At 34.7% G+C, this 22,235-nt stretch carries 15 protein-coding genes; 2 read left to right on the forward strand and 13 right to left on the reverse strand.

Features of this window, described 5'->3' with window-relative positions; genetic code table 11:
• The 7 genes from PHF25_04375 to PHF25_04405 form a co-directional block, all read right to left on the reverse strand.
• On the reverse strand, positions 1 to 3,260 hold a 3,260-nt coding region (locus PHF25_04375), incomplete at its 3' end, for a hypothetical protein (GenBank protein MDD4527259.1).
• Between the two features lie 70 nt (positions 3,261 to 3,330).
• Positions 3,331 to 4,533 (reverse strand): hypothetical protein, encoded by a 1,203-nt coding sequence (locus PHF25_04380; GenBank protein MDD4527260.1) that lies wholly within the window; start codon positions 4,531 to 4,533, stop codon positions 3,331 to 3,333.
• Between the two features lie 219 nt (positions 4,534 to 4,752).
• A complete protein-coding gene (locus PHF25_04385) occupies positions 4,753 to 7,911 on the reverse strand; it encodes a hypothetical protein (protein MDD4527261.1) in 3,159 nt (1,052 codons plus the stop codon).
• Between the two features lie 133 nt (positions 7,912 to 8,044).
• Positions 8,045 to 9,010 carry a tetratricopeptide repeat protein gene (locus PHF25_04390; GenBank protein ID MDD4527262.1) on the reverse strand — a complete coding sequence of 322 codons (966 nt, stop codon included), beginning with the start codon at positions 9,008 to 9,010 and terminating at the stop codon, positions 8,045 to 8,047.
• Positions 9,011 to 9,058: 48 nt separating this feature from the next.
• Positions 9,059 to 9,418 (reverse strand): response regulator, encoded by a 360-nt coding sequence (locus tag PHF25_04395; GenBank protein ID MDD4527263.1) that lies wholly within the window; start codon positions 9,416 to 9,418, stop codon positions 9,059 to 9,061.
• A 54-nt stretch (positions 9,419 to 9,472) separates the two neighbouring features.
• Entirely contained in the window at positions 9,473 to 10,294 is an 822-nt protein-coding gene (locus tag PHF25_04400; GenBank protein ID MDD4527264.1) for a flagellar motor protein MotB, read from the reverse strand.
• Positions 10,295 to 10,302: 8 nt separating this feature from the next.
• Entirely contained in the window at positions 10,303 to 11,079 is a 777-nt protein-coding gene (locus PHF25_04405) for a MotA/TolQ/ExbB proton channel family protein (protein ID MDD4527265.1), read from the reverse strand.
• Between the two features lie 140 nt (positions 11,080 to 11,219).
• Here PHF25_04405 and PHF25_04410 point away from each other — a divergent pair, with 140 nt between their 5' ends.
• Both PHF25_04410 and PHF25_04415 read left to right on the forward strand, forming a co-directional pair.
• On the forward strand, positions 11,220 to 13,808 hold the full coding sequence (locus PHF25_04410) for a homocysteine S-methyltransferase family protein (GenBank protein MDD4527266.1): 2,589 nt from the start codon (positions 11,220 to 11,222) through the stop codon (positions 13,806 to 13,808).
• Positions 13,786 to 14,418, forward strand: coding sequence for a vitamin B12 dependent-methionine synthase activation domain-containing protein (locus tag PHF25_04415; protein ID MDD4527267.1), 633 nt, complete (start codon positions 13,786 to 13,788; stop codon positions 14,416 to 14,418). The genes PHF25_04410 and PHF25_04415 overlap by 23 nt, the downstream gene beginning before the upstream one ends.
• Here PHF25_04415 and PHF25_04420 read toward each other — a convergent pair.
• The 6 genes from PHF25_04420 to PHF25_04445 form a co-directional block, all read right to left on the reverse strand.
• Positions 14,415 to 16,364 (reverse strand): DHH family phosphoesterase, encoded by a 1,950-nt coding sequence (locus PHF25_04420; protein ID MDD4527268.1) that lies wholly within the window; start codon positions 16,362 to 16,364, stop codon positions 14,415 to 14,417. The genes PHF25_04415 and PHF25_04420 overlap by 4 nt on opposite strands.
• Before the next feature lie 110 nt (positions 16,365 to 16,474).
• Positions 16,475 to 19,237: a helicase C-terminal domain-containing protein gene (locus PHF25_04425; GenBank protein ID MDD4527269.1), complete on the reverse strand. Its 2,763-nt coding sequence runs from the start codon at positions 19,235 to 19,237 to the stop codon at positions 16,475 to 16,477.
• The gene (hflX, locus tag PHF25_04430) at positions 19,234 to 20,298 is read right to left on the reverse strand and encodes a GTPase HflX (protein MDD4527270.1); all 1,065 of its coding nucleotides are present in this window, start codon (positions 20,296 to 20,298) and stop codon (positions 19,234 to 19,236) included. The genes PHF25_04425 and hflX overlap by 4 nt, the downstream gene beginning before the upstream one ends.
• A gap of 2 nt (positions 20,299 to 20,300) precedes the next feature.
• Positions 20,301 to 21,311, reverse strand: coding sequence for an NAD(P)-dependent glycerol-3-phosphate dehydrogenase (locus tag PHF25_04435; protein MDD4527271.1), 1,011 nt, complete (start codon positions 21,309 to 21,311; stop codon positions 20,301 to 20,303).
• Complete coding sequence (gene plsY / locus PHF25_04440) at positions 21,311 to 21,898, reverse strand: glycerol-3-phosphate 1-O-acyltransferase PlsY (protein MDD4527272.1); 588 nt, start codon at positions 21,896 to 21,898, stop codon at positions 21,311 to 21,313. The genes PHF25_04435 and plsY overlap by 1 nt, the downstream gene beginning before the upstream one ends.
• A partial coding sequence (locus PHF25_04445) for a transketolase C-terminal domain-containing protein (GenBank protein MDD4527273.1) occupies positions 21,892 to 22,235 on the reverse strand: 344 nt, incomplete at its 5' end. The genes plsY and PHF25_04445, both read right to left, overlap by 7 nt.

Consider the following 22,235-nt stretch of genomic DNA (forward strand, 5'->3'; position numbering starts at 1 on the left):
ACATCTACAACTAAAGCCCCCAGACCCCCTAAAGGGGGCTCGTAATAGTGAGCTACAACCTTGTTGCCGGCATTGTCTGTTGCGCTGTAGTTTATACTGTAGCTTCCTTCTGTTGTGCCAGAAGTTACTACATACTCCGTTGTGTATGTCCTGTCTGTTACTCTAGTCACTTCGAGAGCCTCAGTGACCACCTCAGTGACCGAACCATTCTCTAGCCAGATTGTTGGTGTAACAATCATCTCTTCATTGAAATTAAAGGTTACATTATATGTTCCTACCTTTAGGTAATAGGCCTCTTCAATTGCGGTCACTGAGGTGGTCATTGAGCTTAGTCGAAATGCACTCGAAGTGTCAGCAATTGCTATTGCAGATAACTCCGGATAAACATCATCATAATTTATCGTAGCCAATGTCCTTTGTGATATAACTCCATTCGCATTCTTTATCCATAAATAGACATTCTTTAACTCGCTACTTGTATTCTTAAACGTATACTCACCAGGTCTTGTTACGACCCATAGGTTACTTGTGACACTAGGTGTTATATTCTCTTCTTTTAGTAGCCAATACTTGGCTTGTTCATCTGCTCTGATAGTTACATGGACTTTTTGATCATTGCTGTAGTCGCTATTCTCACTATCTGGGTCGCTTAAGACAACCTCGACTGTATTGATATCTGTAGAAACATAGACAGAAGAGGCCCCAGCCCCCAAGCCCCCTAAAGGGGGTTTAATGCCGTTTGCTGAGTTATTTGCATTATCTGTTGCACTAAATAAAAAATAGCCAACCCCATCACCAGTGAAAGTTGTAATACTCAAGGTTGCCAAGTATTGATTGTCAGTCTCCCTCTCGAGAGGGAGATTTAGAGGGAGTGTCCCATTCGCTACAAACATCAAACTAGGCGTAGCCACTAATCCACTGACTACTCCGCCAACATTTAACGTTATTCTATATTCTCCAATGTTTATATAACTTGGATCTACCGATAACTCTATGATTGCTGTTGGTGCTTGTGTATCCATGGTTATGGCATAGCTGGCACTGCTTATGTTCCCTGCCTTATCTAGAACCAATATGATTACTTGCTTAGCACCATTATTCGCTGATGTGATATTAAATGTAATTGGCAAGTAATCAGTGAATAGTGAATAGTTAATGGTGAACGGTGAAAAATTCTCAGTCACATAGTAGCCAAGGATGTTCTCTTCTTCTACATTTATACTCAACCTCACATTTCTACTATTAGTATATAGATCACTCAATGTATCTAAATCCAATATCTCGAAGTTTACTGTTGGTTTGCTTACATCCACAACTAAACTTTTAACTTCTAGCTTTTGGCTTTTAACTAAATTCCCTGCATTGTCTGTAGCGCTATAGTTTATACTGTACGTTCCTTCTGCACTTCCAACTGTTACCACATACTCTGCTGTGTACCCTCTGTCTGTTACTCTTGTCACTTCGAGAACCTCAGTGACCGACCCATTTTCTAACCATATTGTTGGGGTAATTGTTATATCTACATCAAAATTAAATGTTATATTATATGTTCCAACCTTTAAATAATAATACCCTCCCATACTACTCACTATTCCCGATTCACTATTCACCAGATCGACAGAGTCGAGATCAGGATTCGTTAAATCATAGTTGATTGTTGCAATGCTTACTTGAGATATCCTTCCAACCCCATCCTTCATCCACAAATATACTATCTTTGTTCCCTCGCTATCGTTCTTAAAAGTATAAGAACCAGGTTTAACTGACAACCACAACTCACTACCAACTGAAGGCGTTATGCGTATCTCACTTAAATGCCAAGCAACTGCTTGCTCATCATCTGTAATGGTAATCCCAACTATTTGATCATTTGCATCTCTGGAAAGAAAAGTATCTTGATCATACATATAAAAACTCGGTGTCTTTAAATCATGACTGACAATATAAAATGGGTCATAGCTAACACCCTGATACCAGAGCACAATGTTATCAGCAAAAACATGATGCTCGTTATCAGTAGCCCTAACTGCAAAAAACCCTTGCCCTTCACCCGTATAAGTAGAAACATTAAAAGTAGCTCGATACTTTCCTGGGACTAAAAGCTGCAGTGGCAACGACCGTAAGGGTTTGTTGGGAGCTGAGTAGCTGAGGTTTGGGGTGTCAGAAAGCCCGCTCCCAACATTGGAAATATCCAAAGTTATTAAAATTTGTTGATTTGCCACAAAACTGTTAGGAATTACATCCACCTGAACAGAAACTTCTGGGGTTTGAGGGTCATAAGAAATATTTGCTGTAGAATAATTTATATTCCAAGCATTATCAATATACCAGAAAGTTATATAGTGGACTGCAATGTTATTTGTCAAAACCAAATATGAACCTAACTCTCTCCAACTACTCACTGCAGTGGGCGTATAATCCACGTTGTCCGTAACAATCCATCCCCTTATTCCACTAGCATCATTTGGCTCTATCTGAATTGGTAAATATCTTGTGTTGGAATAAATCATTCCTAGTGTTGGATCTTTCCCGTCCAAAGCAAAAGTTTGTAAATTTGGTGAAGTATGGTCAATAATTATTTTCCCAGCCACAAAAGAAGCGCCATTTGTTTCATATCCAGTATTATCTGTACAACTATAATTTATCCAATAAACCCCTTCGGTTATTCCCGCTGTTACTAAAAAACTACCAATAAATGTACGATCATCTACCTTTAGAAGTGAAAAAGTAGTGATAATCTGCTCGGAATTATTAACTAACAAGATACTAGGAGTATTGCGTAATGCTTCCGTAAAGCTAAACGTTACATTGAACGGCCCTTCTCTCAAATGAAAGCTTCCATCAGTATATCCCGCGGATAATTCAACCAAAGACTGAAAAATAGACACGGAACTTATTTGCGGGTAAGAAGAATCTAAATTGATTGTTGCCACCGCTCCCTCACTAATATCTCCAGAGGAACTCATTACATACAAATAAACTGTCTTAATTTCATTGCTATCATTTTTAAAGGTATATCTTGTTGGCTTTTCAGTTTCCCAAAAAGTGTCACTAGAAATTGGCTTGGTTGGACGGTCTTCACTGATTAAATATTTAGTGGGGAGTAAATCTGTACTGATGGAAATTCCCACCACTTGATCATCCGTTTGTTCAGTAAGCAAAGTGTCCTGATCATACAGCTCGAATTTATCGATTGTTATCGTAGTTGAAAAAAGGCAAGAAGCCAACAATAGGCATACTATGCTCTTTGATATATCCAAACCAGACACCCCTTTAAATTAACCCCAACAAAAACTTTTTAACTTAATTCAATATTGACCTAATCCTTGCCTACTGCAAAGACAACTCATCAAGATAATAAGCAACAAACCTATTGTTTTGATTGATTAGCTGAACTTCTCTAAAAAGCTTTTCAGCTTCGAAGTATTTTCCTTCATTAAATGTCTTTTTGGCTTTCTTGTATTTTTCCCAAGTAAGGCTTTCTTGTGGTAAAGATGATTCCACGAACTGTATTGCTTTCTCTAAACGCTCTAAGATTACTTTTACTTCTTTACGAGAAGGATCAAAGGACAAGACATACTCTAGTTTTTGTTTCGCTAAATAAAAGTAATCGTTGTTTAACATTTCCTGAGAATCAGCCATCGCCTGTTCAACCTGATCTTTAGTCATATCATCCATTGATTTTCCAAAATTTATATTAACTGAAAAAGCTATTTTGCTACTTAATTCATTCATAATATAAGCAACATCTGCATCCATAATGCCAAGCTTTACGCCACCGCCAAAACTTATCTCATCATTATTAACACCTACACGTAACGGAATATTTTTAACGGGCTCATATTCAACACCAAAGTGCCATTCATTAAAATTATCTCTAGCATCTAAAGCAAAAAGGATGTTCTGTTCTTTGTATCCAAGTCCAAACATCGCCTGAGGAGTCAGTTTGTCATTGGTATCGCCTAAAATCATCCCAAAAACATTCATTAAATTTATACCAGCCGAAAACCTATCCGAAAGGTTGTAAATCATAGAAACATCTCCAGCCATTGCCATGTCACCATATTCACCAAGGGAACGCATATAGAACTTGCCTTTAAGTGCCATATAAAAATCTCGCATTATTCTCTTGCTATAAGTTGCTCCAAAGGCCATCTTACTATCTTGAACCATGCCAGTGAATTGATTATATATGTCTCGTCCTTCTATGTCTGACCCACCAAACATAATAAACTCAAAACCCAAAGCATCATCAACCCCAGGCATAGCAAATGCTCCATACATAGTGCTATAGCTTTGGTAGAGCATAGACATTTGAAACATGCCTTGCATGCTTTGTAGTTTCATTACTCCTGCAGGATTCCAAAAAAGACCAGAAGCATCATTGCCTAAAGCAACAAAAGATCTACCCATGCCCAAAGCACGTGCACCATAACCCCACTCTAAGTCGGAACCATAATGCAGTTGATCTGCAGAAAATGCATATGAACACAAAACCAATAATAAAATGGTTAATTTTCTAATAGCTCGCACCCCTCAAACCCCTATAATCAATTTAAACTTATACCCTAAAATATCAAAAATAAACATTTTATATCTCTGTTACAACAAGGCACAAAAATTTAAACTCAAACACAAAAAGTAAGACTGCTTGAATACAATCAAAATTGCCTTAACTTATAATTAAATATTTTACATTAAATATGGGAAAAAAACTATTAAAACAAGCATATTTGCAAGGGTTTCAATAAACTAATGAGAGGAATCCAAGGAAACAGATTTTTCACATTCACCTACTAAAAGGTTATAGCTTTGAATCAGCGTTTTTTTCTTGTTTTTCAAATCATCAACTAAGTGTTGATTATATTTTTCTTCTTTGGAAATAAGCTCCACATAATAGGATTTTATCTGATCTCTCTTTTGTTGATAATCTTTACTCAATTTCTCTAAATTCATTTGTATGTCTATCTTCTGTTGTTCAAACCTTGTTTTTTCAACATTTAACAAACTCTGATACTCTGAACGCAAAGATTCAAATTGTTTTTCATAATATCTCACCAATTGTTCTTTTTTATTAAGTAAATCACTCTGTTTGGTCTCAATTGAGCCTGTCTCTTTTCTAATAATTGCCTCGTTATCGACTCTTAATTTTGCAATAGCTTGCTCATAATTTTTCTGCAACTCAGATTTCCTTAGCTTTAATTCGTTATCTAAAATATTAATATCCTGACTATACTGCTTCATCTTCTTTTGATATAAAGCTTTCGCTTGCCGAAGATTTGCTCTGTATGTCCCAATAATTTCTTCCTTTTTATCCTCAATTTGTTGCTTAAACTCTAAATAATTAATTCGATGCTCCTCGGTCATTTTCGAATAATTTGCTATCATTTCTGCTACTTTATTTTTTAATAAATCTTCTATTTTTTGAGTTTTCTTAAAATATTCCTCTTGTTTCTTATCTAATTCTTCTTTTAAAAACAATTTTGTTTCTTCCAACTCTTTTTTCTTATTAATTAAACGCTCATCGGAAATATCTTGCAATCGCTTTATCTCATCTTCTAACAATGCAATTAAACCCTTCTTCTCTTGAGTGTACTTATCTTTTATATATTTCAAATCAGCTTCACTTTTACTATTTAATTCTTTCATCTTCTCATCAAATGAAATTTGAGCAAGCACATACCTTTCATCCATTTCTCTAATTTTTAAATCATAATCTTGTTTATAAAAAGCATATGAATTCTTGATATCTGTAATTTTAGGAAGCATTTCATCTCTAGCATTTTGGTATTTTGTTTCTACATCTCTTAACTTTTCAGAAATTTGCATTTCTCTCTCTTTTATTTTTTGTGCTACTTCCAATGCTTTAATATTTTTACTACTCAATTCTTCTGTTGATTGTTCTAATCTATGTTTATCAAATTTAAATTGAGCGATCATCACCTTTAACTGCTCTAGCTCAGCCTTGTCTCGTGCAAGTATGTGTTTAGCCTCGTTTTCAGCTTTTTCTCTAGCTTCATTGACGATAGCATCTGCTCTTTTCATTGCTTCCTGCATGATCCTGTTGGTTTTATCTAAAACCTCTTTCTCCGCCGTAAGAATTATTTCTCGAGCTTTATTGGCTGCCTGTGCATCCGCTGAACTTAAAATACTCTCCCTTTCTATCTTTGCTTGTACTATCGCCCTCTGCAATAAATCATTGCCTTTATTTTCTTGTTCTTCCATGATTTGGCGATAAATCTCTTGAGCTTTCTGTTTGGAATCTTTTATGGCATTCTGTCTGATTTCTGCAGCCTGAACATTCGCATCTCCAACAATTCCCTCAGCTTTTGTTTTTACTTCAAACTCTGATTGAGCAAGTATTTGCTCCTTCCGTTGTTCTGCTAACTTAATTTTTATTTCTAACTCATTACCAATTATCATCGCCTGCTTATTAGCTTGTTCAATTACATCTTTTGCTTCTTTTTCAGCACTTAAAATAAGAATCTGAGATTTCTTTTGCGCCTCCACTAACAACCTATCGGCATCTTTTTCGGACTTACTTAAAACACTTAGCCTGATATCTCCACTAACCTTTTCGGCTTCTTCATGAGCTTTTGTGATAATTAACTTTTTATCTTCTTCTGCTCTTTTTATGATCTGTTCAGCTTGAATATTTGCCTCATTAATAATTCGATCCGACTCTTTACTTGCTTCTTCAAGCAAATCTTCTCTTACTGCCCACGCTTCTTCAGATGCTTCTTTTTTTATTGAAACAACAGTAATCTCACAATCTTCCTGTGTTTTTTCTAATATGCTCTTCTTTTCTTCTTCTGCCTCAAGTAAAAGGTCTTCTGCTTTTTTGTTAGCTTCCTTTATTATTCTATCTGCCTCTTCCTGTGATTCCCTAAGCATTTCTGCCTTTGAATTCCAATCAGTTTCACTTAATTCTTTCTTAAAATGAGACACCATTTCATTATATTCTTTTTGAGCTCTAATTTTTGCTTCATCAATCAAAACAGTGGCCTCTTCATTTGCTTTACCTAAAACTTGAGATGCTGACAACTCAGCTTCCTCTACCAATTTTGAAGACTTCATTTGTAAATCATTAAAGTTCGACAACTTATCGTTAACATCCAACAAAATTGTCTCAGATTCTTTTCTGGCAACTACTAATATGTTATTAGCTTCTACTTGTGCATTATTTTTAATAACTTCTGCTTCTTTATTAGCAGAATCAATTATGTTTTTCTTAAGGAACTCCGCATCTCCTAAAAGTGTAGATTTAATGGCCTCTGCTTCTTCTCTCGCCCTTGTCTTCATTTGCTCCGTCTCAAAAAATGCTTGATTCTTGATTCTTTCAGATTCTTCCTTCGCTGAAGACCTTATAACCTCGGAATCATAATATCCTTGCTGTCTAATTTGATCAGATTCATACTGAGCCTGTGTTTTTATTTGTTCATAAAATAATGAATTTCCTTGCCCTAACATATTTTTAGGGTCGTCTTTCAGTTTATCGACCTGACGGGTCAGCTTAATTCTTTCTGCCTGGAGTTGATTTACATCATGGAGCAATAATTGTTTTCTTTGAAAAAATTCATTTAATAACTTCTTCTGGTACTCTTGTTGTGAGGTAAATTCTTGCCTTTTTTTATTCTCAAAATCAGTTACTTTTGATTCAATTTTGGATTTTTTTTCTTCTAATTCTGCAATATCTTTAAGTAATTGCTCTCTTCTACCCTCAAGGCTAATAATATTTTGCTCTACTTTTCCATTCTTAATATGAATTTGCCCTAAAGTATCAATAGAGCTTTTTATAGATTCCTGAACTTCGCTCTGTACGTCCTTATGAAAAACCTTAATATCAGGATTTTCTAGTATTTGTTTTGCATTGTCAGCCGCACTAGATTTCTTTTGAAGAATTTTAACCATTATTTCCTCTTCCCCCGTGTAAACAATATTATGCTATAAAGCCACTCAGTGTCAATCTAAACACCAAGTTTTTCCCGAACTTATAGTCAAAAATAAACCATAATTACACCACATACAGCGTACATAAAGTATACTAATCAGAAAACCTAGGCAATACCTTTAAAAAATATCGCATTTCTTCATTGTTTGGCTGATAATAAAGAACCTTTTCCCAATATTTTCTCGCCTTATCAAAATCACGCAACATGTAATATGTAGAGCCCTTCAATTTCAAAGCCCCAACATTTTTGGGGTCTTCTTTTAAAACAATGTTACATTGTTGAATCACTAGCCAATATTTGAAATTATAAAAATTTAATAACGCTTGATTTAACCTTTTATCTAGTAAATCCAAATCCTCCAAAGAAAGGTCTTCATTAAACTTCTGATATTGCTTGTCCTTCTCAGATGCAAACCTCCAAAACACATCATAATAATCTCTATTACCAGAACTATACTTACTTAACTCTATTCTATCTAACGCACTGGCATAACCTAAAATGTACTCACTGACAGCAGAGCCAACATATTCATCCTCTTTTTTTCTTTTATCAACTCGATATCTACTGACTGTCCTATTGAACTGGTCAATTTTTGTAATTAACACCAAAAAATCACGCCTTAAAAAAGGAGCAGGTCCTTCCTTTTTATCTAACGAAAACTTTACGTCTGGATACATTTTTGAAAACATATGTAAAGCTTCTGAAACATTACATGTCGCATATACGTCTATGTCTTTTTTGACAATTTCCTTGTTAAACAAATACTGGACATAAGGGTATTCAATAGAAGACTTTCCAAACTCAAGAAGATAAGGCTCTTCTCTGTCCACATTTAAACTAACAGCATTAACAAAAATCAAACTAAGTGCTACTTGAAAAACGGTTAGCTCAGAATCTAACTGAAAAGTACTGTCTATGTATTGAGGCATAAAATTATTTTCTGCCAAATAATAAACTTGATCACGATACTGGTGATTTCTTGTTATGTCTGTTAGCTCTAAAGAAAACAAAAAAGAAGCTAAAATAAATAAAAATAATATTAAAAATTTGACTCTCATACAATTGTTAATATTATTCTGAAAACAAGGGAACCGCAATAAGCGCGACTAAGTTTTGATAAGTTTACTTATCTTATCTAAAAGTTTGTCTTCCTCAAAAGGTTTTTTAATAAATCCTTTGGCGCCAAGCTTAACTGTTTCCATAATCGTTTCTTGCTGGTCCACATTAGTCAACATTATAACTTTTGCATCTTTATTGGCTTCTTTTATTTGCTTCAAGACTTCCATTCCTGACATACCTGGCATAGTAACGTCTAAAAGGACGACATCCGGAAGTTCCTTTTTAAACAAATCTATTCCACTTTGTCCGTCTTCCGCCAAAAAAACTTCAAAATCATGGCGTAACAAAAATTTTTCTACCCTCATTCTAATAAAAGCTGCATCATCAATGATTAATATTTTTGTCATTTTTACATCCTATCTTTAGCTAAATTTAAACATACAAAACAAACGGAATCAACACTATATTGGCACTTCAATATCCGTAGGTATTACAATATCCGAGTCTACATCCGTAGACTTTCGTTTATTTTTTTGAATACCACTATCTATTTTTTTGGAATGAAGTAAAATATTAACTTCAATCCTCCTATTTATTGCCCTCTTCTCATAAGTATCGTTATCCACTCTTGGTCTATACTGTCCATATCCAACAGCTGAAACTCTAAACGGATCAATTTTATGGACATCCACCATGTATTTAAGCACATTATATGCTCTATCAAATGACAATTGCCAATTATCCTGATACATCTCATTTTTAATCGGCATACTATCGGTATGCCCTTCTATAATAATATCGTTTTCTATAGTATTAATTATTCCACTTATGACTGGGTCCAAATAATCTTTTGCTCCTGGCTTCAAGTAAGCATATCCAGAATTAAAAAGTACTGGCTGATTAAAGACAAGTCTAATCTTTTGTTCTTCCACAATAACTTCTATATATTGTCTTAATGTTTCTTTCTCTACTATTTCTTTTATTTTAGTAATCAGTTGTGCTTTTTGCTCAGTTTCTAAATCTTCAACTTTGGCTTCTTGCACCTGAATAATGGGATCGTTTTTAGGCGTTGGTGTGCCCTCTTCCATATTTAATCTTTGTCTAAACCCCTGCCTAATTTGGTCAACCACACTATCGCTGTCACCTTCAACCCTACTTTTTGATAAATTTAAGGCAGCAATTGTATACAGTAAAATAAAAAAGGTAAGCATCTGCATCATAAGATCGCTCATTATGGCATCTGCAATATTCCCTCCTCCTTCAGCTCTTTTCTTTTTGCCCATATTAATCCCTATTTAACCTTTTTTGGTGCATGCTTCTCTTTATCCTGCAGGAAGCTTTTTAAAAATTTCTCAACCTTGGAAGGTATTTCTTCTTTCTCAATCATCAGAATGCCCTGCATTATCAATCTTTTTAAGGATGCTTCATTTTCCGACATTTCCTTTAATTTTTCTTTTGCAGGAGTAAAAATAACACCAGAAATAAACCCACCATATAGTGTAGTAATAAGAGCAACAGCCATTGCTGGTCCAATTTTAGAGGCATCAGATAGTCCTTTAAGCAATTGAATAAGACCAACTATTGTCCCAACCATACCAAATACCGGACCAAATCCAGCCATATTTCCATACATAGCATGAATACTTCCATGTCTATTTTCCATTTCCTCAATATCATTCTCAAGCGTAGCTTTAATAAATGCGTGACCTGTTTTTTCTGTTAATAGTTGAACCCCAAACTTCAAAAAAGGCTGAGTTATTGTTTCTACCTCTTTATTAAGAGCCACTCTTCCTTGAGATTTAGAAATCTTGGCAAGTCTAACTAATTCATCAATTGCATCCTGAGGTGCCATCTGTTTTTTAGGCATAATTATCATTTTGCCGGTCTTTAAGAAGATTTTAAATTTACTAAACGAAGAACTAATCAAAAGCGCCGACATTGAAAGACCTACTACAATTAAAAAAGAAGGAGCATCAAGATAGGCCGCTGGATTCACCAAAACATCACTCAATCCAACTAAAATAACAATAAAAATCAGCCCTAATGCCAGTAGTATATTTATTTCCATGCAAATCCCCCTAAACTATTCTTTTTCCAAGATATAACATAACAGGGCATAAGGTAAAGAGGGAAAAACAAAAAAGTCATCTTTCCCCGCCCGTGTTTTAATCTTTTTACTTTACCCTTTATACTTTATACTTATACATTATGAACAAATACTTACAACTAATCAAACAAGGACAATTAATCTTCCAAGATGGAGGATTTGGGACAATGCTACAAAAGCACAAAATAACCTCTGAAGATTTCCATGGTCATGAAGGTGCCTTTGAATACCTAAACATTTCCAGACCAGATATTATTCAAGACGTTCACAAACAATATTTATTAGCAGGCGCTATGGTAATGGACACCAATAGCTTTGGCGGAAACAGAATAAAGCTTAAAGAATATGGATTAGAACATAAAGTTTATGAAATAAACTATGCAGCAGCTCAAAATGCCCAAAAAGCTATTCAAGCTTTAAATTTTCCAAATACCTTCGTGATGGGCTCCATGGGACCAACAGGATTCCTGCCTTCCTCCACCGACCCATCTCTTGGCAGCATAAATTTTGACGAATTATCTAACGTTTTTGAAGAACAAGCGACAGCACTTATTGACGGTGGGGCAGACTTAATATTATTAGAAACACAACACGATATTTTGGAAGTAAAAGCTGGCATAATTGGAGCTAAAAAAGCGATTACAAACTCTTGTAAAGAAATTGCACTACAGGTACAAGTTACCGTCGACCAATATAGCAATATGCTTTTTGGTACTCACATTCTTACAGCAATAACAATAATAAAAGATATGGGAATTGATGTCTTTGGCATCAATTGTTCCACTGGGCCAAGAGAAATGGAAAACACCATAAAGCTTCTCAGCGAGCACTCACCATTGCCAATTTCTATTATTCCAAATGCAGGCATGCCAGAAAACATCGACGGAACAGCTCATTACAAAATGACACCAGAACTTTTTAGTACTGTTATAGGTGAATACCTCCGAAAATACAGAATAAGCGTTGTTGGCGGGTGCTGTGGCACAACTCCCGAACATATAGGAAGCTTAAAGCTGAAAGCTGAAAGCTTGAAGCTGAAAGCTGAAAGCTTGAAGCTGAAAGCTGAAAATCTGAAGTTTAAAGCTGAATGCTTACCAAGTTTTTGTGGTCCGATTAGCCTTGCTAAAGAAAAGAAAACTCCCTTGATTATTGGTGAAAGGATTAACTCCCAGGGTTCTCGCAAAGCTAAAGAGCTAATGCTTCAAGACAAATATGATGAATTAGTTGATCTGGCAAAATCACAAGAACAAAGCAATGCTGACTTGATTGATTGTTGCTTCGCAATGACGGAAAGAGCTGATGAGGAAGATCAATTGTCTTTCTTTGCCAAAAAAGTCGCTTACGCCACGACTATACCGCTCTGTTTTGATTCTACGGAAGCAATAACACTTGAATCGGCTATTAAGTCTTATGCAGGAAAACCATTAATTAACTCTATCAATTTAGAAAGTGACAAGATTCATCAAATCTTACCTATCGTAAAAAATTTTGGACTTAGCACTATTGCACTGTGTATTGATGAGCAGGGCATGGCAAAAACAACTAAAGAAAAACTAACTATTGCCAAGAAAATATACAAGATAGCGGTAAATGATTATGGGTTGAAACCAGAACAACTTATCTTTGACACGCTTACTTTTACACTTGCGACTGGAGAAGAAGAATGGAGAAACTCAGCAAAAGAAACATTTAACGCAATTCAATTACTAAAGAAAGAGCTCCCAGGAGTAAAAACAGTTCTTGGTGTAAGCAATGTTTCCTTTGGACTCACTCCTCCTGCCAGAAAAATACTAAACCTCGTTTATCTTCACACTGCTGTTGAATATGGACTAGATATGGCTATTTTTAATGCAGACCATTTCCAGCCACTCAGTGAATTAAATAAAAATGAAGTTAATTTAGCTAAAAATCTAATATTAAACAAAAGCTCCCTAGCGCTTACAGAATTTATCGAACATTTTCAAAAAACAGAAACACAAAAGACACCAACTAGCACGAACAAACCTGCACCCACCACAAATCTTCCTCTTGATAAACTTATTCAACACAAAATAATAACTAGAGATAAAGAAGGAATTATTGATTTATTAGAAAAACTAAGACAAACAATGAAGGCTGAAGAAATTATTAATACAGTTCTTCTGCCAGCCATGAAAGTTGTGGGAGACAAAATGGAAACCGGAGAAATAATTCTTCCCTTTGTCCTCGAGTCAGCTGAAATAATGAAAAAATCCATCACTCATCTAGAAAAATATCTCGATAAAAACAGTAATATGTCCAAAGGGACAATAGTTCTAGCTACAGTTTACGGAGACGTGCATGATATTGGCAAAAATCTAGTTAAAACAATAACAGAAAATAATGGCTATAAAGTAATTGACCTTGGCAAACAGGTTCCAGCAGATAAAATCATTGAAACTGCCCTAAAAGAAAAAGCCGATGCTATTACCCTCTCCGCTTTGTTAGTTACAACCTCTAAACAAATGCAACTAATTGTAGAAAAGCTTCATAATCTTGACAAAAGTATTCCCGTAATAATTGGCGGTGCAGCTATAAACAGCAATTATGCTAAAACAATTTCTAACATCAACGGAACTCCCTATAAAGGTGGGGTTTATTATTCAAAAGACGCTTTTACTGGATTAAAAATATTAGAGGATATAATTAATGTCTCAAAAAAAAATAATTGAACCTGAAAAATTTATTCCCTTCATTAACAAGCAAGTTCTCTTCAAAACGTCTTGGGGACTAAAAAACAATACCCCTTCAACGATTGAGGAACTAGAGAAAGCCTTCTTGTTTATAAAAAAAACCATATTAACTTCAGACATAAAAGGTTTAGTCTTCTATGATACTTTTAAAATCACAAAGACCAACACAGCAATAACTTTTCCAGAGCACAACATTACCTGGGAATTTCCCACTATTAATAAAAAAAACATAGCCTCGTCTACAGGAGACAAAATTGTTCTCCAAGTAGTTACTTTAGGCAAAGAAGTTTTAAAAAAATATGAAGAATTAGAAAATCTAAACAATTATTCAAATGCTTACTATTTCCACGGCTTTACTACCTGGATGGCAGAAGCTCTTGCTCAGTATAATCATAATACGATGAGAAACGAACTAGGTAGTAGGGTTCCTCCAGAAAGATACTCCTTTGGTTATTCGCTCTGCCCTGACATGAGTATGCAAAAAGATCTGTTTTCTCTTCTTCAGTTAAATAACTCTGATGACGTGTCCTTAACAGAAAGCTATATGATGTATCCAGAACAAAGCACTAGTGCATTAATTCTTCACTAAAAATATGCCAATAGTGTTTTCAATACACTATGTTTTCTAGAATTAAAATTTGCATTCTTTGAAAAATCTATTTTAGCGCAATAACCAACGATGCCTCTAGTATCTTTAACCTCAGATATTGTATATTCAAATTCAGATTGAAAAATACGATTACCTGTAACCGAATCCACTAAATTTTGTTTCCAATAAGCCATCAGCTTCTGTAAATCTTTCTTTACTTTACCAAAAACCAACATACTATCAGCTTGTTTCTCCATGTCTTCTCTATCTGTCGGCGTAACTAAAAGTATTCCAAAGCTTTTTCTCTTTTCTAGGGTTTTTTCGGCTAATTCTAATGGAACATCCTTTGCCTTAGAAAGATGGATAGACAACAAATCTTTATTCAATTCCCATTGCCAAGCGATAACATCCAGCCCATATTCTTTTTTGTAATCTTTAACATCTCCTGCATCATATAAGGAATTTCTGTTATTCAAAAACTTATCTCTAAAAACATCTGCCTGAATAGACCGATACCTACTAATCTCTTCCTGCTGAATATCTTCCTTATCTTTTTGATATCTAAAACTTTCATGAAAATTAGCACCATAACTAACTCCCTGCTCAACAGCCAAACAATAAGCAGCAACGTCATCAAACAAGTACTCATCCTGGTCTATAAATCTTTCTTTCATATTAGAATCAATAAGCATTGCACCTAATCCAAGTCTAGCAAGCTTTGCAGGGAAACTAACATTTCTCCTAAATTGCAAATAATCTTTAAGAATCATAGCCACTGTGGAACTGTTGCCCCCGATGCTTACTCCATTTGAAAGTCCACCTTTATTTTCATGATGGTCCTTTTTTACTACTAGCTTAGGGTTGATAGCTTTTAAACTTAATGTCGGCTCTTGAGTGTCAACCATAATTAAACCAATATTCTCTTTATAGTATTCAGCTTGTGTTACAACTCCCGCAAACTTATTATCGTCACTAACAACTGGTACAGCATAGACTTTCTCAAGTATTATCTGCATAGCAGAGTCCATCTCTACATCTAATTCAAACTGAATGTCTTCAGGAACTTTCTCCCTCGTTGACTTATAAATATTTTTCCAAGCCAAGGCATCTGCCACCGTTAATTCTTGCAAGTTTTTGTTCTTGATAATTTCAGTCATCAAAAATTCTTCTCGTTCAACATGCCTTAAACAACCTTTGTAATTACCTTCTGCATCCACAATTGGCATCAAAACTCTTAACCCAGGCTTATATTTAAGAACACTTTTTGTGGCTTCTAAATAATTCATTTCGGGAGTTACGACAGGCAAATGAGCTGACGTAATCATCTTTCTCTTGGCACAAACAAATGGATTATCATTTAAATTTGTAAAAAATGCGTCCGTAAAACCTTTTCTACCAAGAACAGAATCTACATAATGACCAACTTCTTCTTGTAAAATACCCTCATAACAAGGTCTTACCATTAATCGCTTATCTCCTGTTTGAAACATTAAATAAGACATCATAATGACAGAAACAACAGAATCAACATCTGGGTTCTCATGTCCAGAAATAGGAAGATAGATGATATCAACACTGCTCTTTACTTTAGGTATATAGTCAGACATAGGTGCTTTGTTCGAACCAAAAAACCTTTTATTAAAAGCATCAAATTTGCTGGAATGATAATTAGCTATCAGCCAACACAGCTTACCGATGCTCGTTACTTTTTCAGAAGTCTGTAGCCCTGTTTTTTCTTCAACTTGTTTTAAAAGATTAGGTAGTTCTACCACTAAATCCACAAAATTACTCCAAACAAAGGACTGAGAATCTGAATATTTAGACAGCAGATAATTGCATACTTCGCCAACATATTTAGATAAATCAACTTCACCTTTATTAACATGTCCAGCTGATAGTGCAACAACTTTAAATCTACTGATTTTGTTATGTTCAAACTTTAGCATGTTAACTTATCGAAAAAGTTGTTAAGAAATTGCAGAAAACTTAACCACTACCAAAAGATAGAATAACATAACGTGCCAGCAAAGATTAATTTATATCCAGAGAAGGAAGCTTAATCAACCCACAACTTCAAAGAAGCTATCATCGAAGGCAAGTCCTCAGAACTTACTTTTCTTGCTGTAACTGCATTTATAAAAGACTTCCCATATCCTTTGTGTTTAACTCTTTTATCCAGGATGATAACAGCGCCTGTGTCACTCTTTGATCTGATTAACCTACCAATGCCTTGCTTAAACTTTACAATCGCTTTTGGTACAACATAGTCAAAAAAACTACTTCTACCTGCTGCTGCTACCTGTTCCATCCTTGCCATTACAATAGGGTCGGTTGGAACGTCAAAAGGAAGCTTAACTACAATAACATATGATAAATTTCTACCAGGGACATCTATGCCCTCCCAGAAACTATCTGTTCCCATTAAAACAGCGCCTTCTTTTTCCTTAAAGGCCTTAATCAAATTCTTGTCTGACATTTGCTTGCCCTGACAAAACAAAGGAATTCTGATTTTTTCTAAATCATGTTTTATTCCATAATAACAATCACTCAAATGTTTGTGAGATGTAAATAAAACAAGAGCTTTACCATCAATACCAATCAGCAATTCCTTTAAATATCTAGAAATACTCTCAATATATTCTTTATCATCTTTATAGGCAGGGACATCTCCAGGAACACACAACAGCATTCTTTTCTCTAAATCAAAAGGTGAACTAAACACAGCTGTTTCTATCTTTTGCTCAGAATCCAAATATCCCATCCGAGACAAATAATAATTAAAATTACCATTTATGGAAATTGTCGCAGAAGTATGAATAACAGATTCAAGCCCAGCTAAAAGCTCTTTTTGTAATAACTCCCCTGAAGACAAAGGAGTCATTATCATTTCATAATGTGTTGACCTTGGTCTCTCGACTTTTTCTAGCCATCTGATAAATCCAGGGCTACGGTCATACATCGCAGCTAACTCGCCTATTAATCCTTCTACTTCAGAAATAATACCTCTCAAAAAAGCTCTTTGAAAAACTGTAAGTTCATCCTTAATCTCTTTCCTCAAATCATTTAACAATGGCGTGGCTTCCAATAAAACGCCGATTAAATCATTAATTGAAATATAAATAGAATCAATAATACTTTCTTCTATCTCGGTAAACCCAATCCTTTTTTGACTCTTCTTAAAAAAAACATTTTGTTTTTCTTTATCTTTGAAAACATTTTCTATTTCATTAAACCAATCATTATTAGCTCTTGTTGCTTTACGGAATTTGGTCTTAATTTTCTTTATATCTTTCTCAATTTCCTTATCTTTTGCAAAATCATCTATGACATTATTTTCAACAATCTTGGCAAACAACTCATTTAATCTTTTTTTAGCAAAGGACATCGAAAAACAGCCAGTGGCTACGTCTTCTAACGTGTGGGCTTCATCAATGATTAACTGGCTAAACTCTGGAAGCACTTTCTGTCCATAATGAATATCTGCTAACAATAAAGCATGATTAACCACTATAATATTTGCATTCTTCGCATTCTCTTTAAGTTTATTTAAAAAACAAACCTGCTTAAAGGGGCAATGTGCCTGCAAACAACTCTTTGTTTCAGCCTTTATTTGATTATTAAATCTTGTTTTAAGACTATTATGTATTTCGGATATATCGCCTTTCTCAGAAGAAATCACCCACATCATCAAAGACAAGGCTCCTTTAAGAAACGCATCATCCTTCTTAGAAATAGCAGAATTCATTAAATAGGCAAATTTGTTTAAACAAACATAATTCTCTTTTCCTTTAATCATTTCCTCATTAAAATTAATGCCCAAAGCTTTTTTTAAAGTCGGAATGTCCTTATCCACTAACTGCTCCTGCAAGGCTTTTGTCTTAGTTGAAACAACTACAGTTTTATCTTTTTTTAACGCAAAATAAACAGCAGGAAGCAAATATGCCAAAGATTTACCTGTACCAGTTCCAGCCTCGACCACTAGATGAGTGTTGCTCTGAAAACTTTGCCAAACCTTTTCCATCATATCAATTTGAGCGGATCTTATCTCAAAACCAGGCAAATTCTTTGCTAAACTACCATCTTCTTTAAAAATCTGAAACAAAGCATCGACATCTTTTTTCTTAAAACTCTCATCTCTATATCTTTCACTAGCTTTACCTTTTTTCAACTTATTAAACTTAAATGAAACCCAAGGATAATCATGTTTTTCTAACTTATTACCAAAAACATCATCAAATATCATTTTCAAAGAAGTATCTGTTTGATCTAAATAATAAAGCAAAACAGAAACAACGTCTTTATCCAGCTTCTTGATTTCGTCTATCAGTTTCAAATACAAATTAGCAGTCATCAGGCTATCATCTTTTGCCCGATGGACGTTCTCTTCTAAAACTCCATAAACTTTAGCTAAATAGCTTAATTTAAAGCTACCACCTGTTGGGTTTAATATCGAAATAATGTCTAACGTATCGAGCAATACATTGTCTAAAGCTGGACGATTTACTCTTAAAAGAGCTTGGTTAAGCATTCCTATGTCAAATTTAATATTATGACCAACAATTGCATCCTCACCGATAAAATCAAGCATCTCCGCAACGACTTCGTCAAAGCTAGGCGCCTTACTAACCATTCCATTAGTAATACCTGTCATGTTAGCTACATAGTCAGAAATTCTTTCGCTAGGCTTAACTAAAGTAGAGTATTCAGCAATAAGCACGCCCTTACGAAATCTTACAATGCCAATCTCTGTAATTTCATTTCTTTTCTCGTCTAAACCAGTAGTTTCAACATCTAAGGCAACAAAATTTAAGCAACTCATCGTTTGATCTTTTCTAAGATTTTTTTAACTAACAAGTCTAAATTTTCTCCTGTTTTTAAAGAAACATGCAGTCCATTCTCTGGCAAAATTTCTTTTTCTTTAACCAAGTCTATTTTGTTATAAACTGTTATCATCGGTTTTTCGTCAATTCCAAGCTCATGAAGCACTTCATAAACTGCTTTTATTTGTTGCGTTAATTGTTTACTAGAGGCGTCAACCACATGAATAAGCAAATCACTAAGCATAACTTCTTCCAATGTCGCCTTAAAAGATTCTATTAAAAAATGTGGTAAATTGTTAATAAATCCCACAGTGTCCACTATGTAAAACTCAGCATTCTCGTAACTAACTTTTTTTGTTATCGTGTCCAAGGTAGCAAAAAGCTGATCCTTTGCAAAAACCTCTTTGCCTTTAAAATAATTGAACATTGTGGATTTTCCTGCATTTGTATATCCAACCAAAGACACAACTGGAGTATTGCTCATCATCCTCTTTTTCCTAAGCAAAGAACGATTCTCTTTTACTTTCTTTAATTCATCCTTAAGTTTACTAACCTTCTTCCTAAGAACACGTTTATCAGTTTCTAGCTGTTTTTCACCTATACCCTTCATCCCAATACCACCCTTCTGTCTAGAAAGGTGCCCCCACATTCTTGTTAAACGCGGTGACAGATACTGGAGCTCGGCAAGCTCAACTTGTAACTGAGCCTCTTTCGAGGAAGCTCGTGCTGAGAAAATTGATAAAATAATTTCTGTTCTATCTAAAACCTTACATTTTAACTGTTCTTCAAGAGCTTGCTTCTGTAATGGAGAAATATTATCGTTTATTACTATTGTCTCAACATTAAATTCTTTTATTACTTGAGAAACCTCTTCAATCTTGCCTTTACCTAAATATGTAGCATTACTAAAAGAATCTCGATGCATAGTGATTGTCATAATGACTTCTGCATGCAAATTCTCCACCAAAGAAATTACTTCTGCTACTGAATATTGAAAATTTCTATCTTTGATAGTAACTACGACTACTTGTTCTTTATCAAAATTATTTTTATCTACCAAGACTAATCTTCCTTCTTCAAATCTCTGTTCATTAATGAACTTATAGTATCTTTGATGGAAGCATTTTCATAAATAACCTTATAAATAGCAGAGGTGATTGGCATAGATATTTCTTCTTTAATGGCTAAAAAATGAATTACCTTGCAACTTTTAACACCTTCCGCAACGTCTACCATGCCCGCAATAATATCCTTTATCTTTTCGCCTTTACCTAAGGCGTACCCGACTGAATAATTTCTACTCTTAGGGCCAGTACAAGTTGTGATTAAATCTCCAAACCCTGAAAGACCAAAGACAGTATCTTCCTCGCCGCCAACATACACACAAAATCTCCGCATCTCCGCAATGCCTCTTACCATTAACGCAGATTTAGCGTTTGTACCTAAATTCATCGCATCTACTATTCCAGCTGCCAACGCAATAATGTTTTTTAAAATTCCACCATATAGAACACCAATAACATCGTTACTAATATAAGCGCGGAAATTGTCACTGCTTATCATTTGTTGGATAACTGTAGCGGCCTCATTATTATGAGAGGCAATCACAGTAGCAGCCGGTAGTCCTTGATAAATCTCTTTGGCTAAATTTGGCCCAGAAAGCACACAAAGCTGTGCATCTAATTGTTCTTTGGAAAAAACTTGCTTATCAATATCAAGCATAGAAAGCCCACTCTCATCCATTCCTTTTGTAGCACTAACAATTATATGTTGCTCCACAATCATAGGCCTAAGCATTTTCATCGTGGAAAGATAAAAACTGGAAGCTACAACTACAAATATTGCAGAAACCTCCACAATAACAGTCGGAATCTGATCAAAAGATATTGCTTCTATGTTTTTAGTTAGCTTTGGTTCCACTAATCCGTACAAAGAATTTACTCTTTTTTTATTTATATCCTGAATAATCTGCTCACTATGACAAGCGATATATACTTTTTCGTTTTTCTCAGACAATACTTTCGCTAAAGATGTACCCCAAGCACCACAGCCAACAACTAATATCTTCCTCATTAAATTTTAGTCTCCTGTCCCTTAATAAGCCGCTTTATATTTCCCTTATGTTTGTAAATTATATAAGCTACAACTACCAAAACAAACAAACTATAAACTGGCTGAGTATTAAAAACAGGCATTAACATTAATAGAAAAATGACTAAACCTGAAACAATAGAAGCTAAGGACACATACCCAGTAACTTTTATAATAACTAACTCCAAAACAAGTCCAATAATTGCGACCACTGGTTGAAGAAAGAACAAAACCCCGACTCCAGTTGCCACACCTTTGCCACCTTTAAATCCTACAAAAGGGCTAAAAGTATGTCCAAGTATAGCCAATGTTGCACCTAAAACTGTCAATATTGGATTGCCAAGAGTAAGTATATTTACTAAAAGAACAACGAAAAAACCTTTTCCAGCATCAAAGAAAAAAGCAATAACACCATACATCTTACCAACAGATCTATAAACATTTGTTGCACCAATATTCCCGCTACCCACCTTAGTCAAATCTACGCCCTTTAATTTAGCTACAAAATAACTAAACGGAATTGCCCCTAACAAATAACAAAGTATTAACATTAAAATTAAATCTAACATTCATCTACCTCCAATGATTTTATTAAAACTCTCTTAATCGCTTCCTTATCCATTCCAAATTTCTTAAAAAGATCGTCCTTGCTTCCATGTTCAACAAAAACATTATTGTTTAAACCAATTGATGCAGTTTTAACATTTAATCCTTCTCGCTGGATAATCTCAGAAACCAAACCATACAAACCACCCTCTACCACGCCTTCTTCAGCAGTGATAATAACTTTAGATTGCTTTAAAAAATATTTCAAAGCAACTTCATCAAAGGGCTTGATAAACCGAACATTTACTAAGTTTATATTAAATTTATTTTCTTTAATTACTTCATAAATAGGAGTAATCA

It is taken from the genome of Candidatus Margulisiibacteriota bacterium, from assembly GCA_028706105.1.
Taxonomy (GTDB): domain Bacteria; phylum Margulisbacteria; class Riflemargulisbacteria; order GWF2-35-9; family DYQY01; genus DYQY01.

Coding starts and splice junctions, on each gene's coding strand:
- PHF25_04385 (MDD4527261.1), bottom strand. CDS start 7,911: ATGGTTAAAATTCTTCAAAAGAAATCTAGTGCGGCTGACAATGCAAAA.
- PHF25_04390 (MDD4527262.1), bottom strand. CDS start 9,010: ATGAGAGTCAAATTTTTAATATTATTTTTATTTATTTTAGCTTCTTTT.
- PHF25_04395 (MDD4527263.1), bottom strand. CDS start 9,418: ATGACAAAAATATTAATCATTGATGATGCAGCTTTTATTAGAATGAGG.
- PHF25_04400 (MDD4527264.1), bottom strand. CDS start 10,294: ATGGGCAAAAAGAAAAGAGCTGAAGGAGGAGGGAATATTGCAGATGCC.
- PHF25_04405 (MDD4527265.1), bottom strand. CDS start 11,079: ATGGAAATAAATATACTACTGGCATTAGGGCTGATTTTTATTGTTATT.
- PHF25_04410 (MDD4527266.1), top strand. CDS start 11,220: ATGAACAAATACTTACAACTAATCAAACAAGGACAATTAATCTTCCAA.
- PHF25_04415 (MDD4527267.1), top strand. CDS start 13,786: ATGTCTCAAAAAAAAATAATTGAACCTGAAAAATTTATTCCCTTCATT.
- PHF25_04420 (MDD4527268.1), bottom strand. CDS start 16,364: ATGCTAAAGTTTGAACATAACAAAATCAGTAGATTTAAAGTTGTTGCA.
- PHF25_04425 (MDD4527269.1), bottom strand. CDS start 19,237: ATGAGTTGCTTAAATTTTGTTGCCTTAGATGTTGAAACTACTGGTTTA.
- PHF25_04435 (MDD4527271.1), bottom strand. CDS start 21,311: ATGAGGAAGATATTAGTTGTTGGCTGTGGTGCTTGGGGTACATCTTTA.
- plsY (MDD4527272.1), bottom strand. CDS start 21,898: ATGTTAGATTTAATTTTAATGTTAATACTTTGTTATTTGTTAGGGGCA.